General features: G+C 74.8%; 16 protein-coding genes. 4 read left to right on the top strand and 12 right to left on the bottom strand.

What is annotated here, in order from left to right:
• Positions 1–1,158, bottom strand: a complete 1,158-nt coding sequence (locus tag IEX99_RS17385; protein ID WP_188902636.1) for a thiolase C-terminal domain-containing protein — start codon at positions 1,156–1,158, stop codon at positions 1–3.
• Between the two features lie 534 nt (positions 1,159–1,692).
• On the bottom strand, positions 1,693–1,833 hold the full coding sequence (locus tag IEX99_RS17380) for a hypothetical protein (RefSeq protein WP_188902634.1): 141 nt from the start codon (positions 1,831–1,833) through the stop codon (positions 1,693–1,695).
• Between the two features lie 406 nt (positions 1,834–2,239).
• Here IEX99_RS17380 and IEX99_RS17375 point away from each other — a divergent pair, with 406 nt between their 5' ends.
• Together IEX99_RS17375 and IEX99_RS17370 are read left to right on the top strand one after the other, a co-directional pair.
• Positions 2,240–2,398 (top strand): hypothetical protein, encoded by a 159-nt coding sequence (locus tag IEX99_RS17375; RefSeq protein WP_188902632.1) that lies wholly within the window; start codon positions 2,240–2,242, stop codon positions 2,396–2,398.
• A gap of 349 nt (positions 2,399–2,747) precedes the next feature.
• Positions 2,748–3,515: a sulfite exporter TauE/SafE family protein gene (locus tag IEX99_RS17370; RefSeq protein ID WP_188902630.1), complete on the top strand. Its 768-nt coding sequence runs from the start codon at positions 2,748–2,750 to the stop codon at positions 3,513–3,515.
• 69 nt (positions 3,516–3,584) lie between these two features.
• Here the strand turns inward: IEX99_RS17370 and IEX99_RS17365 are convergent, their stop codons facing one another.
• The 3 genes from IEX99_RS17365 to IEX99_RS17355 form a co-directional block, all read right to left on the bottom strand.
• The gene (locus IEX99_RS17365) at positions 3,585–3,911 is read right to left on the bottom strand and encodes a hypothetical protein (protein ID WP_188902628.1); all 327 of its coding nucleotides are present in this window, start codon (positions 3,909–3,911) and stop codon (positions 3,585–3,587) included.
• 547 nt (positions 3,912–4,458) lie between these two features.
• The gene (locus IEX99_RS17360) at positions 4,459–5,004 is read right to left on the bottom strand and encodes a chromate transporter (RefSeq protein ID WP_188902626.1); all 546 of its coding nucleotides are present in this window, start codon (positions 5,002–5,004) and stop codon (positions 4,459–4,461) included.
• Entirely contained in the window at positions 4,994–5,575 is a 582-nt protein-coding gene (locus IEX99_RS17355; RefSeq protein WP_188902624.1) for a chromate transporter, read from the bottom strand. Before IEX99_RS17355 ends, IEX99_RS17360 begins: the two co-directional genes overlap by 11 nt.
• Before the next feature lie 100 nt (positions 5,576–5,675).
• Here IEX99_RS17355 and IEX99_RS17350 point away from each other — a divergent pair, with 100 nt between their 5' ends.
• A complete protein-coding gene (locus IEX99_RS17350; RefSeq protein WP_188902623.1) occupies positions 5,676–6,416 on the top strand; it encodes an enoyl-CoA hydratase/isomerase family protein in 741 nt (246 codons plus the stop codon).
• A 114-nt stretch (positions 6,417–6,530) separates the two neighbouring features.
• On the opposite strand, the gene IEX99_RS17345 is transcribed toward IEX99_RS17350, so the two are convergent.
• Positions 6,531–7,502 (bottom strand): aldo/keto reductase, encoded by a 972-nt coding sequence (locus tag IEX99_RS17345; RefSeq protein WP_188902621.1) that lies wholly within the window; start codon positions 7,500–7,502, stop codon positions 6,531–6,533.
• A gap of 167 nt (positions 7,503–7,669) precedes the next feature.
• Between IEX99_RS17345 and IEX99_RS17340 the strand changes: the two genes are divergently transcribed.
• Positions 7,670–8,803 (top strand): serine hydrolase domain-containing protein, encoded by a 1,134-nt coding sequence (locus IEX99_RS17340; protein WP_188902619.1) that lies wholly within the window; start codon positions 7,670–7,672, stop codon positions 8,801–8,803.
• Between the two features lie 10 nt (positions 8,804–8,813).
• Here IEX99_RS17340 and IEX99_RS17335 read toward each other — a convergent pair whose 3' ends face one another.
• The 6 genes from IEX99_RS17335 to IEX99_RS17310 form a co-directional block, all read right to left on the bottom strand.
• Entirely contained in the window at positions 8,814–9,599 is a 786-nt protein-coding gene (locus IEX99_RS17335; protein ID WP_188902617.1) for an SDR family oxidoreductase, read from the bottom strand.
• Between the two features lie 10 nt (positions 9,600–9,609).
• Positions 9,610–10,587, bottom strand: a complete 978-nt coding sequence (locus IEX99_RS17330; RefSeq protein WP_188902615.1) for a Bug family tripartite tricarboxylate transporter substrate binding protein — start codon at positions 10,585–10,587, stop codon at positions 9,610–9,612.
• Positions 10,588–10,913: 326 nt separating this feature from the next.
• On the bottom strand, positions 10,914–11,831 hold the full coding sequence (locus tag IEX99_RS17325) for an SMP-30/gluconolactonase/LRE family protein (protein WP_188902613.1): 918 nt from the start codon (positions 11,829–11,831) through the stop codon (positions 10,914–10,916).
• Positions 11,832–11,932: 101 nt separating this feature from the next.
• On the bottom strand, positions 11,933–13,606 hold the full coding sequence (locus tag IEX99_RS17320) for a thiamine pyrophosphate-dependent enzyme (RefSeq protein WP_188902611.1): 1,674 nt from the start codon (positions 13,604–13,606) through the stop codon (positions 11,933–11,935).
• A 46-nt stretch (positions 13,607–13,652) separates the two neighbouring features.
• Positions 13,653–14,648: a Bug family tripartite tricarboxylate transporter substrate binding protein gene (locus tag IEX99_RS17315; protein ID WP_188902609.1), complete on the bottom strand. Its 996-nt coding sequence runs from the start codon at positions 14,646–14,648 to the stop codon at positions 13,653–13,655.
• Entirely contained in the window at positions 14,645–15,634 is a 990-nt protein-coding gene (locus IEX99_RS17310) for a Bug family tripartite tricarboxylate transporter substrate binding protein (RefSeq protein WP_188902608.1), read from the bottom strand. Before IEX99_RS17310 ends, IEX99_RS17315 begins: the two co-directional genes overlap by 4 nt.
• Between the last annotated feature and the right edge of the window lie 6 nt (positions 15,635–15,640).

The raw sequence follows: 15,640 nt of genomic DNA, 5'->3' as shown, positions 1-15,640 counted from the left end.
TCATCCCTTGGCCATGATGGCGACGGTGCCGTCGCCGAGGTCGCCGTAGCCGGTCACGAGCCCGAGTTCGGCCCCCGGCACCTGCGCCGCGCCGGCCGCGCCGCGCAGCTGCCGCACCAGCTCGACGATGTGGTTCATGCCCGCCATGTGGGCCTGCGACAGCAGGCCGCCATGGGTGTTCACCGGCAGCCGTCCGCCGAGGCCGAGCGCGCCGCCCTCGACGAAGGCGCCGCCCTCGCCCTTGGCGCAGAAGCCGAGGTCCTCGAGCTGGCAGAGGACGATGTAGGTGAAGCAGTCGTAGATCTCGGCGACCTGGATGTCGGCCGGCGTCACGCCCGCCATGGCGAAGGCGCGCGGCGCCGCCTTGGCGACGCCGAGCCGCGTCATGTCCGGGCGCTGGGTGATCGTGCTCGGGCTGTCCGGATGCCCCTCGGCGACGCCGAGGATGACGACGGGCGGCGCCCGCAGGTCGCGCGCGCGCTCCGCGGCGCTGATCACCACCGCGGCGCCGCCGTCGCTCTCCAGGCTGCAGTCGAGCAGGCGAAGCGGGTCGGCGATCATCCGCGAGGCCTGGTGGTCCTCGATGGTGATCGGCTTCGTCATGCTGGCGTTGCCGTTCAGGATCGCGTGCCGGCGCGTCGTCACGGCGATCTCGGCGAGCTGGCGGCTGGTGGTGCCGTAGAGCTCCATGTGCCGCCGCGCCATCGGCGCGTAGTACTGCGCCGGCGCGTTGGCGCCGTGCGGCGCCTCGAACTCGCCGACCAGGCGGAACTGCGGCATCTGCGCGAGCCGCGCGCCGATCCGCGCGCCGGAGCGGCCGGTGCGGCCGAGCGGCATCAGCACGTGGTTGCACACCCCCATCGCGACCGCCGCCGCGGCGCACTGCAGCCCGGCCACCGCGGCGGCGCCGCCAAGCGGCGTCACGACGGAGAAGCGGAGGTCCGGGAGACCGAGATTGGTGGCGATGTCCTCCGCCACCACCGGCCCGGTGCCCCCCGGAATCACGATCCCGTCGATCTCGCGCGGCGCGAGCCCGGCGTCGGCGATCGCCTTGAGCGAGGCCTCGAGCTGCAGGGAGAGCGCGCTCCGGCCGGGATGGGGGCGGGTGTAGTCGGTCTCGCCGATGCCGGTGACGGCGCCGATGCTGCGGCGGGCCATGGACGCTCCTCTTCCGTTCGCTGCCGCAGCCTCCGCCCTCGCCGCCGCCACATCAAGTCCCCAGGCGCAGGGTTCGGGACGCGTTCTCTTCCCGGGCGCGCCGGCCTGCCGGCGCGCGACGGCGGAGGAGCGGCCGATCGCGGAGGCCGAGGCCGCCAGGGGCACCGCGCGGCGGACCCTGAGCGGGCCCGCAGGATCCGAGCGGAAGGATGTCCGGCCGCACATGCGGAGGCCGCCCCCGGGCTCGCGGCAGGCGCCGGTGCGCGGCAACCGGCCGCAGATGCCGCGGCCCAAGCGCGCCTGCCCTCGGCGCCGGAACGCGTCGCCGGGCCGCACGGGAACGCGGGCCGAACGGGCTCGCCTGATGCCCCCTGCAGGGAGGCGGCGGGAACCGCCCTCCGCACGATCCGGAATGACACGCCCCGGGCAGGGCAGGCGCACCTGCCTCCCGCCGCCGGACGCGGGCGGGGACCGACGCCCGTCGCCAACCCCTCCCGAGTCGCGCCGGGGCCGCCGTTCGGAGATGAGATTGGTTCAGTAGAGCGCGCGAGGCGCGGTCACCGCGCCGCCGAGGGCGCCGACGCCGCCGCCGATGAGCGCGCCGGTCCCGGCCGAGCCGCCCGTCGCCGCGCCGATCGCGCCGCCGGTGCCGGCGCCGAGCGCGCCTCCGGTCAAGGCGCGCGTCCCGGATCGTGGCCACAGGCCGCCGCGGCGAGGACGATGCCCGCAAAGAGGGTGTTGAGGAGAAAGCTGCGCGTCGCGGTTTGCCTCCTGAGTCGTCTCTGCACGGACCGACGTCGGACCAGGCCAAGGGTCGCAGGCGAAGGGAACCTGTCGCCGCGAGTGCCAGGGCTGCGCCGCGACGGCGGGCTGGGTCGGCGCGCCGGACCGCATCTTCCCGAGGGCGGCGCGCCGCGACCGGGCACCGGCTGCGCCTGCGGCGCAGCCGGCGCCGGAGCATCCACCCTATCGTTGGTTAAAATTCCGCAAACGCTTCGGCGTTCCTATCCTCGTTGCCCGGCGGCGATCCGCGCCTCCCCGCGCGGGCGAAGAAGCGGGACGATCGGGACGGCGGCTCCGAATGGCCAGGCTGATCCTCAGGGGCGCTGCGCTCATGGTGCTCGTGATCGCCATGGCGTTCGCCGGCGCGTTCCTTGCCCTGATCCAGCAGAGTGTCTCGGCCGAGGGACGTCCGGACAGGGCCGCCGCCCCGCCGCCCGCCGCGATGGCGCAGTTCTGATCGCGGGCGGCCGGATCCGGCCGGCAGCGCGAAGCCGCTCCGCAAGCCACGATCCGGGGCCATGGCGGCGGGAACGGCCGGGCGAGAAGGTCGCCGGCGGGCGGCACGCGCCCCGCCCCGGCAGCGCATGATCGGAGTGGCCGCGGCGCCGCGCCCCGCAGCAGGTGCCGCCACGCCGTACGGCGCCCGCCCATCGCGACCGGGGATCGTGCGCCGGCGCCCAGCCCGGCGCGGCGCCGACTTCTCGGCACGCGAAGATTCGCCAATTGCCTCTCGACCGAGGTGATGGGCCAGCCGCCGCGGGTGCCGGCGCGACACGAGACGGCGGACCGGCCAGCGGAGGCCCGCGATGGGGGAGAACCTGATCGCATTCGCCGCGGTGGGCTTCGCGGCGCAGTTCGTCGATGGCGCCATCGGCATGGCCTATGGCCTCACGGCCGCCAGCGTGCTGCTCAGCCTCGGCGTTACGCCCGCGATGGCGAGCGCCAGCGTCCATGCCGCCGAGGTGTTCACCACCGGCGCCTCCGGGCTCTCGCACTGGCTGTTCGGCAATGCGCGGCGCGCGCTGGTGGTCCGTCTCGCGGTGCCAGGCGCGCTCGGCGGGGCCCTCGGCGCCTATGTGCTGGTCGAGATGCCGATCGGTCCGGTTCGCGTCGTCGTGAGCCTCTATCTCGTGAGCATGGGCGGCCTGATCCTGCTCCGGGCGCTGCGGCCGCGACCGGCGGTGATCGCGCAGCCGCCGCTGCGGCGGGTGGGCCTGCTGGGATTCTGCGGTGGCGCCCTCGACGCGATGGGCGGCGGCGGCTGGGGGGCGATCGTCACCACGACACTGATCGGCCAGGGAACCCTCCCCCGCGTCGCGATCGGCTCCGCGAACCTCGCGGAGTTCTTCGTCGCCCTCACGATCTCGATCACCTTCCTGGCGACGATCGGCGTGTCGCTGCGCGCGGTGGTCGCGGGACTGGTGCTGGGCGGCGTGCTGGCCGCGCCCTTCGCGGCGCTGGTGGCGCGGCGGGTGCCGGAGCGGCCGATGATGGCGCTGGTGGGCGTGGCCGTCTCGCTGCTCGCGCTGCGCGGCCTGGTACTGGCCCTGCGGGATCTGGCCGCGGCAGGCTGAGGCGGCTGAACGGCCTCGCGGCAGCGGCGCCGGCCCGCCCGGGGAGCGGCCGCCGCGGCGGCGAGCGGTTCAGTCGGGCAGGCCCGGCGCGGCCCGCTCGTACGGGTGCGACCGCGCGCGGCGCAGCTGCCAGACCGCGCCGCAGAGGGCGATGAACGCCTCCGCGTCCTCCTGCCAGATCGAGAGGTCATGCCGTGGCGGGCGCCCGCGTCGTCTGGCGGGTTCGGCGATCACCGGATCGGGCCGATCCTCGAGCAGACGTCCGGCGAGCTGCAGCAGGCGTTCGGCGACCTCGACCTCCCCGGCCTCGCAGGCGGACCGGCCTGCGTCGAGGACGCGGGCGAGCACGCGGCGCCCGGCGGGCCGCGAGGCGGTGGCGTCCGCTGCGGACGGCATCGTCCGGCCTCCGCGGAGGGCGGCCGCGGCATACGCCCCCGGTCCGGCATGGCCTGCGGGTATCGGGGAGAAGGCGGCACCCGCGCCCGCGATAGGCGCGCCGTCGTGCAAAGGCGGATCGGCGGGGGAAAAATGCTCGGCCACGTGACACTTCCCGTAGTCGCTGTCCGGACCGGATCGTTGCCGCGTGCAGGGTGCGGAGCGGCCTTGCCGCGGTGGGGGGCTCCAGCCCGGGGTTCCGGAGATCGGCGTTCGCTGGCCCAAATATGCCGCGACCGAACCGATATGTCACGAAAAATTTACCGACTTGCTCTGTCTTGTGACGGGACTTGGAATCCCTTTTGCTTGAAAAAACGACCTCCGGTTGAAGCGCCCCGCCGATCGGAAAGGCTCGTCGCGGCGCCGACCGGGCCAGGCGCGGCGGCACGGCGCGCAGCCGCTCGACCGGGCAGCGCCGGGGACCTGAAGGCATTGGCCGTCGCACGCAGGTTCCAGCGCGGCGGGCACGCCCGGTCTTGATCTGCGGATGCGCCGGACGCCGGCCAGCCTAGCGCGGCGCCAGTCCCACCGCCCCCAGCACCGCGAAGGCCAGGCCCGCGATGGCAAGCACCAGATAGGGGCTGCCCCGCGGGTGCAGCAGCGCCAGCGTGGCGAGCGCGGTGGTCGCCACGCCGACGGCGCCTGCCTCCGCGGCCTGCAGCAGCGTCAGCGCGCCGGCGAAGATCAGCCCGACCGCGACCGGCGCAAGGCCGCGCTCGATCGCCGCCCGCACCGGCGAGGCGGCATGGCGGCGGCCGAGCACCCCCACCGCGCAGACCAGGAGCGAGGACGGGAGGTAGAGGCCGAGCGCCGCCACCAGCGCCCCGGGGAACCCCGCCGCCTTCCAGCCGATCAGCGCGGCGATGAGCGAGCCGGGGCCCGGCGCGGCGCGCGAGATGGCGAACAGGTCCACGAACTCCGCATCCGTCATCCAGCCGTGCACCTCGACGGCCTGGCGCTGCATCTCGGCGAAGATGCTCGGCCCGCCGCCGAGCGAGACGAGCGAGAGCGGCACGAAAACCAGGGCGAGGGCGAGCAGCCGGTCAGCCTCCATGGCCGCGCCGCTCCCGCTGCTGCGCGCGCCAGGCGAGGGCGACGCTCGCCGGGATGACCGCCAGCACCACCGGGATCATCGGCCATTTCAGCACGCCGACCGCGACGAACACGACGGCCGCGACGGCGAAGGGCGCCACGCCGCGCATCCGCCGCGCCGCGCGGATGCCCATCGAGCAGGTGAGGCCGATGCCCGCCGCGGCGACGCCGGCGAGCGCGGTGCTGACCGGCCCGACGGCCCCGTAGCGCTGATAGAGCAGCGCGAGGACGAGGATGACCAGGAAGGGCGGGCCGAGCAGCCCGATCCCCGCCGCCACCGCGCCGATCCCGCCGCGCAATTGCAGGCCGATCTGCAGCGCCAGGTTCACGCTGTTCGGCCCGGGCAGCACCTGGCCGAGGGCGAGCGCGGCGAGGAACCGCTCCTCGCCCATCCAGCGGCGGCGCTCCACGATCTCGCGGTGCATCCAGCCGGAGAGCCCGCCGCCGAAGCTCACCATGCCCATCTGCAGGAACACGGCGAGGAGCGCGGGCAGGGTGGCGGGCGAGCGCGGCGGAGCATCGTCGGGCGGCATGCGGCGAAGCTAGCCGAAGGGGCGGCCCGCGCGCAGGGGGTGGATGGCCTCGCCGGCGCGCTCCGCTAGAGTGGGCGCCGCATCGCCGAGGGGAACCGCCATGGAGCACGTGAAGGTCTGGGACGACGGCCCGGTGCGCATCGTCGCGCTGGACCGGCCGGAGAAGGGCAACGCCATCACCAGGGGCATGGCGGAGGGCGTGCAGGCGGCGATGCGCGACTTCGCCGCCTCCGAGACGAGCCGCGCCATGGTGCTGACCGGCACCGGCACCCGCGCCTTCACCTTCGGCGCCGACGTCACCGAGCCGCCGGAGCTGTGGCGCGCCGTGCCGACCGTCGGCGTCGCCACCAACAAGCCGATCATCGCCGCGATCGAGGGCTGGTGCGTCGGCGGCGGCATCGTGCTGGCGATGATGTGCGACCTCGCCGTCTGCGGCCGCAGCGCGAAGTTCTACTACCCGGAGGCCAAGCTCGGCATCACCGGCGGCATGATCGCCGGCCTCGTCTCGCGCATCCCGCACAAGATCGCGATGGAGATCGCGCTGCTCTGCCGCACCGTCGAGGCGGAGCGCGCCGAGCGCGTCGGCCTGGTCAACGAGGTGGTGCCGGACGGCGAGGCGCTGGCGAAGGCGATCGCCTGGGGCAAGGAGCTGGCGGCGATGGCGCCGCTCGTCCTCGGCGAGATCAAGCGCATGGTGACGGAGGAGATCCTTCCCCGCGGCCCCTCCGAGCGGATGGCGATCCACATGCAGCGCATGGGCGCGATCCGCAACTCGGAGGACTTCCGCGAGGGCGTGGCGGCGTTCAGGGAGAAGCGGCCGCCGCGCTTCCGGGGACGCTAGCCGGCCGGCGGCGGGAGGCGTTCCCGCTCGGCCGTGCCGGCTGCAACGGCTCCCGCTCCCTGTCTGCCGGGCCGATTCACGCTCCCGGCTGTCTCCGGCCGTCCGCGATCTGCCCTAGCGCGCGGGTGGCGCCTCCTCGCCGAGCGTGATGGCGTCGATCTCGGCGAGGTCCCCGGCGCCCAGCGCCCATCCGGTCGCCTTGACGTTCTGCGCCACCTGCTCCGGCGTGCTGGCGCCGGCGATCACGCTCGCCACGGTCGGGCGCGCGAGGAGCCAGGAGAAGGACAGCTCCAGCATCGTCCGCCCGCGCTGCTCGCAGAACCCGGCGAGTCGCTCGGTGATCTCCCAGTTCCGGTCGGTGAGGAAGGCGTTGGCGAGGCGCTGGGTGACGGTGAGCCGCGCGTTCTCCGGCATCGGGCGGTTGCGCCGGTACTTGCCGGTCAGCAGCCCGCTCGCCAGCGGGAAGTAGGGCAGCAGGCCGAGGCCGTGCGCCTGCATCGCCGGGATCAGGTCCTTCTCCGGGGCGCGCACCAGCAGGCTGTACTCGTCCTGGCACGAGACGAAGCCGTTGCAGCCGAGCGCCTTCGCCGTCCACAGCGCGTCCACCACCTGCCAGGCGGCGAAGTTCGAGACGCCGACATAGCGCACCTTGCCCTGGCGGATCAGGTCGTCGAGCGCGCGCACCGTCTCCTCGAGCGGCGTCAGCGGGTCGAAGCGGTGCACCTGGTAGAGGTCGATCCAGTCGGTGCCGAGGCGCCGCAGGCTCGCCTCCACCGCCGCCATGATGTAGCGGCGCGAGGCGCCCTGCCTCGCCCCGCTCTCGTCCATCGGGTTGCCGAACTTGGTCGCCAGGACGATGTCCTTGCGGCGCGGGCCGAGGGCGGCGCCGAGGTATTCCTCCGATCCGCCGTGGCGGACCGGGCGACCGTAGACGTCGGCCGTGTCGAACAGCGTGACGCCGTGGTCGAGGGCGGCGTGCACGACGCGCCGCGTCGCCTCCGGGTCGAGCCGCGCGGCGAAGTTGTTGCAGCCCAGGCCGACCACCGACACGCGGAGGCCGGACGGGCCGAGGTTGCGCTGCTGCATGGGCGGACCTCTCGGGCGGGGGCCGGAGCGCGAGGATAGGGGCCGCCCGCCGCGCGGCACAAGCCGCGGCGGCGCTTGACCCGGGCGGGCGCGCGCTGAAAGCTCGCGCCGCGGCGGCCGCGCCGGACCGGCGGTGCCGACCGAGGAGCCGACGAGAGGAGACGCCGATGGGCTTCCCGATGACCCAAGCCGATCCCGCCGCGCTCGGCCTCGATCCCGATGCGCTCGCACGGCTCTGCGCCCTGGTCGAGCGCCACGTCGCCGAGGGCCGCCATCCCGGCGCGCAGCTCGCCGTGGCGCGGCGCGGGCGGCTCGCGCTGTCCCGGAGCTTCGGCCAGGCGCGCATCGGCGCCGAGGCGCGCGCGGCCGACGAGCGCACGCTCTGGCTGCTCTACTCGAACACCAAGGTCGTCACCGCCGCCGCGGTGTGGAAGCTGGTCGAGGAGGGCGCGCTGCGCTTCTCCGACACCGTCGCGAGCCACGTCCCCGGCTTCGAGCGGAACGGCAAGGGCGAGATCACCGTCATCCAGCTCCTCACGCACCAGGCGGGCTTCCCCTCCGCCGCGGTCACGCCCGAGGCGTGGGAGGACCACGAACGCCTGCGCCGCGAGGTGTGCGACTTCGTCCTCGAATGGACCCCCGGCTCGCGCGTGCACTACCACCCCGCCGCCGCGCACTGGGTCGCGGCGGTACTGATCGAGGCGATCACCGGCGAGGACTTCCGCCGCGTCATCCGCGAGCGGATCGTCGCCCCGCTCGGGCTCGGCGAGGAGCTGTTCGTCGGCCTGCCGGCCGCCGAGGAGCCGCGCGCCGCCGGCATGTACGATCCCCTCCCCGGCGGCGGCTTCGCGCCGCGCATGCCGGAGAACACCTCCGCCCACCGCGCCGCGGGCGTTCCGGGCGGCGGCGGCTACGCGACGGCGCGGGCGATGGCGGCCTTCTACCAGATGCTGGCGCAGGGCGGCACGCTCAACGGCGTGCGCGTGCTGGCGCCGCGCACCCTGCAGTTCGCCATCCGCAACTTCACCGGCGAGCGGGTGGACGGCTACATGGGGATGCCGATGCACCGCGGCCTCGGCCCGCACCTGCGCGGCACGACGGAGACGATCCGCGGCCTCGGCAGCCTCGCCCACCCGCGCACCTTCGGCCACGGCGGGGTCGGCTCCTCCTACTGCTGGGCGGACCCCGAGTCCGGCGTCTCCTTCGCCTTCCTCAGCAACGCGCGGCACGAGAACGCCTTCCACGAGCCGCGCATGGACACGCTGAGCAACCTCGTCCACGCCGCGATCGTCGGGGAGTGAGGCGGCGGCGCTACACCGCCCGCACCCAGCCGCCGTCCACGTCCCACAGCGCCCCCTGCACGTAGCCGGCGGCGCGCTCGCTGGCCAGGAAGGCGACGACGCGGCCGATCTCCTCCGGCGCGCCGATCCGCGCCACGCCGTGCTCGGCGGCGAGGCTCGCCGCGCCCGCCGCCTCGTCGGCGCCGAGCTCCGCCGCCCGCGCGCGGATGCGGGCGGCGAGGCGGTCGGTCGCGATCAGGCCGGGGTTGATGCAGTTCACCCGCACGCCGTCCCTCACGCCGCGGTCGGCCAGCGCCTTGGTGAAGTTCATCAGCGCGGCGTTGACCGAGCCGCCGATGGTGAAGTCCGCGCTCGCCACGCGGCCGCCGGCGCCGGCGATGTTCACCACCGCGCCGCGCGCGGCGACGAGGTGCGGCCAGGCGGCGCGGCAGAGGCGCACCGCGCCGTGCAGCTTGAGCGCGTAGCCGTCCGCCCAGTCCTCCTCGGTGAGGGCGAGGAAGTCGCCGCGCTTCGTCGCGCCGGCGCAGTTCACCAGCAGGTCGAGCCGGCCGAAGCGCGCGACGGCGTCCGCCACCGCCGCGCCGGCGGCCTCCGGCCGGCGCAGGTCGGCCGGGTGCGTCGCCACCTCCTCGCCGGCGCCGCGCGCGGCCGCCGCCGTGGCCTCCAGCCCCTCCGAGGAGCGCGCAACGAGCAGCAGGCGCATCCCCTCCCCCGCCAGCACGCGCGCGATCGCGGCGCCGATGCCGCGGCTCGCGCCGGTCACCAGCGCGACCCGGCCTTCGAGTCCGAGCTCCATGCGGCCGTCCTCAATCCATCGTGATGCCGGCGGCGCGGATCACCTCGCCGATCTTCTCGAGGTCGCGCGCGACCAGCGCGCCGAACTCCTCCGGCGTGCCGCCCACCACCTCCGCCCCCTGCTCCAGCAGCCGCGCCCGCATCGCCGGCTGGCCGATGATGCGGTTCACTTCCGCGTTCAGTCGCCGCACCGCCGCTTCCGGCATGCCGCGCGGGCCGATCAGGCCGTACCACTCGGCGATCTCGAAGCCCGGCAGCACCGTCTCCGCAACCGTCGGCACCTCGGGCAGATGCGCCGTGCGCCGCCCCGCGGTCACCGCCAGCGGGCGCAGCCGCCCCCCGCGCACATGCGGCAGGGTGGAGGTGGCGTTGCCGAACATCGCATCCACATTGCCGGCGATGACGTCCGTCAGCGCCGGGCCGCCGCCGCGGTAGGGCACGTGCTGCATCGGGATGCCGGTGCCGAGGCGGAACATCTCGCCGGAGAAGTGCGTGGAGGTGCCGGTCCCCGCCGAGGCGAAGGCGATCGGCCGCGACCTCCGCCGCCCCTCCTCGACGAACTCCTGCACGCTGCGGATCGGGGAAGAGGCCGGCACGACCAGGATGTTGCTGACGTTCACCACCCAGATCAGCGGCGTGATGTCGCGAACCGGATGAAAGGGATGCTGGCGCACCAGATGCGCGTTCGCGACATGGGTGCTGATGATGAAGCCGAAGACATGCCCGTCCGGATCGGCGCGGACGATGGCCTCGGTGCCGATCAGCCCGGCGGCGCCGGCGCGGTTCTCGACGACGACCGTCTGGCCGAGCGCCTCGCTCAGCAGCGGGGCGAGCATGCGCGCCACGATGTCGGTGGTGCCGGCGGGCGGCCAGGGGACGATCAGGCGCATCGTGCGGCTCGGGGCCCAGGCCGCCGGCTGCGAGAGCGCGCCGCCGGCGACAGGTAGCGTGGCGCCGGGCAGCCCGGCGAGCAGGACGCGTCGTTTCATCCTTTCCTCCCTCCTTGGCCTAGCGTGGCGTCCGGCTCGGTGCCTGACAAGAGCGGCGCCCAGCCGAGATCGCGCGCGAAAGGATCGGAGCGCGCTCCGCATCCGGAGGTGGGGCCGTTCAGATCCTGCTCCACGAGGCCCGGCCCTGGCGCGCGACAGCGCGCCAGACGCATTCGCGCAGCAGGATGGCGCAGGCCCGGGTGGCGCTCGCCGGGGCGCATGCCCGTCCCGCCCGGCCGCCGCCGGGATACCGCCGGGCGCCGTCGCACTGGCGCCGAGGCGCCGGCGAGCCGGCGGCGGCGATAGCCCTGTCCAGGGTGTAAGCCCTAGCCCTGCTGGTGCGAGTAGAGCGGCGCGCCGGCGACCGGCATGTCCGCGGCGAGCACGATGCCCGTGTCGGAGACGGTGGCGAACAGCGTGCGCCCCTCCGGCCCGCCGTAGCAGACATTCGTCGTCCAGAGCCCGCGCGGCGCGCGCAGCCGCGCCATCGGCTCGCCGAGGCGCGAGAACAGCCAGACCGTGCCGAGCCCGACATGGGCGATCGCCAGGTTGCCGTCGGCATCCATCGCCATGCCGTCCGGCCCGCCGAGGCTGCCCGAGAGCTGGATGAACACGCCGACCCGCCCGACGCCGCCGTCCTCCTCGAGCGGCACGCGCCAGATCTGGTTGGCGCGGGTGACGCAGACGTAGAGCGTGCGCTCGTCGCCCGTCAGCGCCAGGCCGTTCGGGCTCGGGACGTTGTCGAGCAGGCATTCGAGCCGGCCGGTCGCCGCGCGCAGGCGGAAGACGCGGCCCGTGGGGTCGCGCAGCGAGCTCTGCCCCTGGTCGGTGAAGTAGAGGTCGCCGTTGCGCGCGAAGGTGAGGTCGTTGAGGCCCTTGAACCCCTCGCGCCGCACCCGCGTCAGCACCGCGTCCAGCCTGCCGCTGCGCGGGTCGAAGACCAGCAGGCCGCGCTTGTGGTCGGCGATGAACACGCGGCCGTCGCGGTGGATGGCGAGGCCGTTCGGCTCGCCGTCGTATTCGAGCGCGACCGTCCAGCTCCCGTCCGGCGCGACGCGGAACAGCCGGCCGAACGGGATGTCGGTGAGCCAGAGATGGCCGTCGCGGTCGAAGGCGGGCCCCTCCAGGAAGGAGTCGCCGGGCGTGCGGCCGTGGAAGAACTCGGCGGGCCGGCCCTTCAGGCGCAGCTCCGGCGGCACCTCCGTGTGGACGCGGGTCGCGATCTCGGGCGGGGCGGCGAACATCCGGCGGGGGTCCTATCCGATGGTGGTGCGGGCCTCGCGCGCCGACAGCGGGCCGGACGCCACGCGCTTGCCAGCGGAGGCCGCGGCGGCGCGGCGGCGCATCACGTGCGCGCCCCGCCGCGGCGGCGCCAGGCGCTCATCTGGTCCGCCGAGGAATGCACATGCACCACCACCGGCCGGTCCTTCACCGCGAAGGCGCGCGCGATGCCCGCCTCGACCTCCGCCTCGGTGCGGATGGTGATGCCCTCGGCGCCGAAGCTGCGCGCCCAGTCGGCGAAGTCCGGGTTCCTGAGGCTGGTCGCCGAGGCGTAGGGCCGGTTCGGGTAGCGCACCTCGTGGTGCATGCCGATCGTGCCGTACATCCGGTTGTCGGAGACGATGATGATCGGCGCGGTCTCGTAGAGACGCGCGGTGGCGATCTCGTTGCCCGTCATCAGCGCGCCGCCGTCGCCGACGAAGGCCACCGCCTGCTTCCCCGGCCGGCGCAGCGTCGCGGCCACCGCCATCGGCACGCCCGCGCCCATCGCTCCGACCACCGAGGCGAGGAACTGCTGCCCCGGGCGGAAGCGCATGTAGCGGTGCATGAAGCTGGAGAAATTGCCGGCGTCGGAGGTGATCGCCGCGTCCGGCGCGAGGTGCTTGTCCACCTCGCAGCAGACGGCCGCGAAGTTGACGCCGTCGCGCGTCTCCGCCCAGCGCGGCTCGAGCAGCCGGCGGTGGATCCGGTTCAGCCCGGACACCCAGGCGCGGCGCGCCTCGCTCACCGGCGGCGCCGGGCGGGCGAGCAGCGCGCGGATCACCGCGTGCGGGCTCGCCGCGATGCCGAGATCGGGGCGCCAGACGCGGCCCACCTCGTTCGCGTCCGGCCAGACGTGCACGAGCGGGAGCTGCGGGTCGGGCGCGGTCGGAAAGGTGTAGCTCTGGCTCACCGAATCGGTGATGCGCTCGCCGAGCGAGACCAGCAGGTCGGCGCGCTTCATCTCGTCGAGCAGGTCCCTGGGCACGCGGATGCCCATGTAGCCGCCGTAGTTCGGGTGGTGGCTGTCGAACACGTGCGGGCGCCGGTGCGTCGGGCAGATCGGCAGCCCCCAGGCCTCGGCGAGCCTCGCGAGATCGGCCGATGCCGCCTCGCCCTCGAGCGCCAGCGCGCCGCCGGCGAGGACCAGCGGCCGCTCCGCCTCGGCGAGCATCGCCGCGAGCCGCTCCAGGTCCTCCGGCGTCGGCCCGGAGGCGACGCGCGGGCGCGGCCTGGCGATCGGCGTGTCGGTCTGCTCGTCGAACAGGTCCTCGGGCAGGATCACCGCGACCGGGCCCTGCGTGCCGCTCTCGGCGAGGTGGAAGGCGCGCGCGATCGCCTCGCTCGCCTGCTCCGGCTCGTTGACCTCGATCACCCCCTTGGTGACGTCGCACAGCAGGCGGCCGTAGTGCTGCTCCTGCAGCGCCAGACGGCCGAAATCCTTGCGCTCCACCTGGCCGATCAGCGCCACCATCGGCGTCGCGTCGTGGTAGGCGGTATGGAAGGCGACCATCGCGTTGGACAGGCCGGGGCCGCGCGAGACCAGCAGCACGCCGGCGCGGCCGCCGTTCATCCGGCCGTCGGCGACCGCCATGAACCCGGCGCCCGCCTCGTGCCGGCAGACGATCAGGCGGATGCCCGCCACGTCCGTCAGCGCGTCGGTCAGGCCGAGATAGCTCTCGCCCGGGACGCAGAAGATCGTGTCCACGCCATGCGCTTCGAGGCTCTCGGCCAGCAGGCGGCCCACGGTGCGGCTCATCGGAGCATCCCTTCGGTTCGCGGTTCGTCGGTGTCGGGGGAGTCGCTCATTCGACCCGGATGCCGGCCTCGGCCACCAGGCGCTGCCAGCGCGGCATCTCCTCGGCGGCGCGGGCGGCGAGCGCCTCGGGCGCGGTCATCAGCGGCGGCGCGCCCAGGGCGAGGAAACGGTCGCGCACCGCCGGCACGTCGCGCATCGCCGCGAGCTCCGCCGAGACGCGGTCGAGGATCGGCCTCGGCAGGCCCGGCGGCGCCCACATGGCGAACCACAGCGGCACGGCGTAGCCCGGCACCGTCTCGCCGATCGTCGGCACCTCCGGCAGCACCGCCGACCGCTCGCCGGTGGTGACGGCGAGCAGGCGGACGCGGCCCTCGCGGTAGTGCCCGAGCGCCTCGACGATGCCGGCGAAGGCGAGGTCCACCTCGCCCGAGATCACCGCGGTGACGGACTGCGCCGTGCTGCGGTAGGGCACGTGCACGGTCTCGATCCGCGCCAGCGCGCCCAGCATGGCGAGCGCGAGGTGGTTGGCGCTGCCGACGCCGGCGGTCGCGACGCTGACGCGCCCCGGCGCGCCGCGCGCGGTGGCGATCGCCTCGGCCAGGCTGCCGAAGCCGGGCCGGCCGGGCTTCGCCGCGACGGTCATCGGCACGTCGGTGATCAGGCTCACCGCCGTCAGGTCGCGGCGAGGATCGATCGCCTGGCGCGGGTTCAGCGCCGGCGCGATGGTGACGGCCGAGCTGTGGAAGAGGAAGGTGTAGCCGTCCGGCGCCGCCTGCGAGGCGACGAGCGTGCCGGTGCTGCCGCCGGCGCCCGGCCGGTTCTCGACGACGAAGGGCTGGCCGAGCCGCTCGCGCAGCCGCTCGGCGACGATGCGCGCCATCACGTCGTTCGGCCCGCCGGCGCCGAAGGGGACGATGATGCGCACGGTGCGCGCCGGCCATTCGGTCCCCGCCGGGGCCTGGGCCCGCGCCGGAGCGGGTGCCGCGACGGCGGCGGCGCCCGCGATCAGGGCGCGGCGGCGCCCGACGACGATCCGGTTCATTCCGCGCGGATCCCGGCCTCGGCGACGACCCGGCGCCACCTCGGCACGTCCTCCGCGAGCCGCGCGGCGAGCGCGTCCGGCCCGAGGAACAGCGGCTCGGTGCCGACCGAGTGGAACCGCTCCCGGACCAGCGGCAGGTCGCGCAGGGACTGGAGCTCCCGCACGAAGCGGGCGACGATCGCGGGGTCGAGCCCGCGCGGGCCCGCCATCGCGTACCAGTTCGGCGCGTGGTAGCCCTCCACCACCTCCCCCGCGGCCGGGACGTCGGGAAGCTGCGCGATCCGCCGCGGCGTCGTCACCGCGAGAATCCGCACCCGCCCGTCGCGCCAGTGCGGCATCACCTCGACGGTGCTGGCGAAGACCATGTCCACGTCGCCGGCGTACATCGCGTTCATCGCCACCGCCGCGCCGCGGTAGGGCACGTGGAGGACGTCGATCCGCGCGGTGGAGGCGAACAGCGCGCCGGAGAGGTGGTTGCTCGAGCCGACGCCGCTGCTCCCGTAGGTCACCCGGCCGGGATGGGCGCGCGCCTCCGCCAGCACCTCGGCGAGGCCGCGGAAGCGCGAGTCGGCGCGCACCGCGATCGCCGTCGGCACCTCGGTCACCAGGCTGACGGGCGTGAGGTCGGCGATCGGGTCGAAGCCCTGGTTCGGATGGATCGCCGGGTTGATCGCGAGCGAGGAGGAGGTGAGCAGGAAGGCATAGCCGTCCGGCGGCGACTGCGCGACCGTGCGCGCGCCGAGGCTGCCGCCCGCGCCCGGCCGCGTCTCGACGATGAAGGGCTGGCCGAGCTTCTCGCGCAGCGGCTCGGCGATCAGGCGTGCCGTGGTGTCGATCGGCCCGCCCGGGGCGAAGGGAACGATGATGCGCACCGGACGCGACGGCCAGGACTCGTTCGCGCTGGCGGTGTGCGAGGCAAGCGGCACGCCGGCGGCCACGAGGCCGAGCGCCGCCCGACCGAGGATGTTGCGGCGGGTGGTCTTCATCGGGGA

Origin of the sequence: Caldovatus sediminis (assembly GCF_014644455.1) — a bacterium.
GTDB lineage: Bacteria > Pseudomonadota > Alphaproteobacteria > Acetobacterales > Acetobacteraceae > Caldovatus > Caldovatus sediminis.
This window is presented reverse-complemented; position numbering and strand designations above follow the sequence as displayed.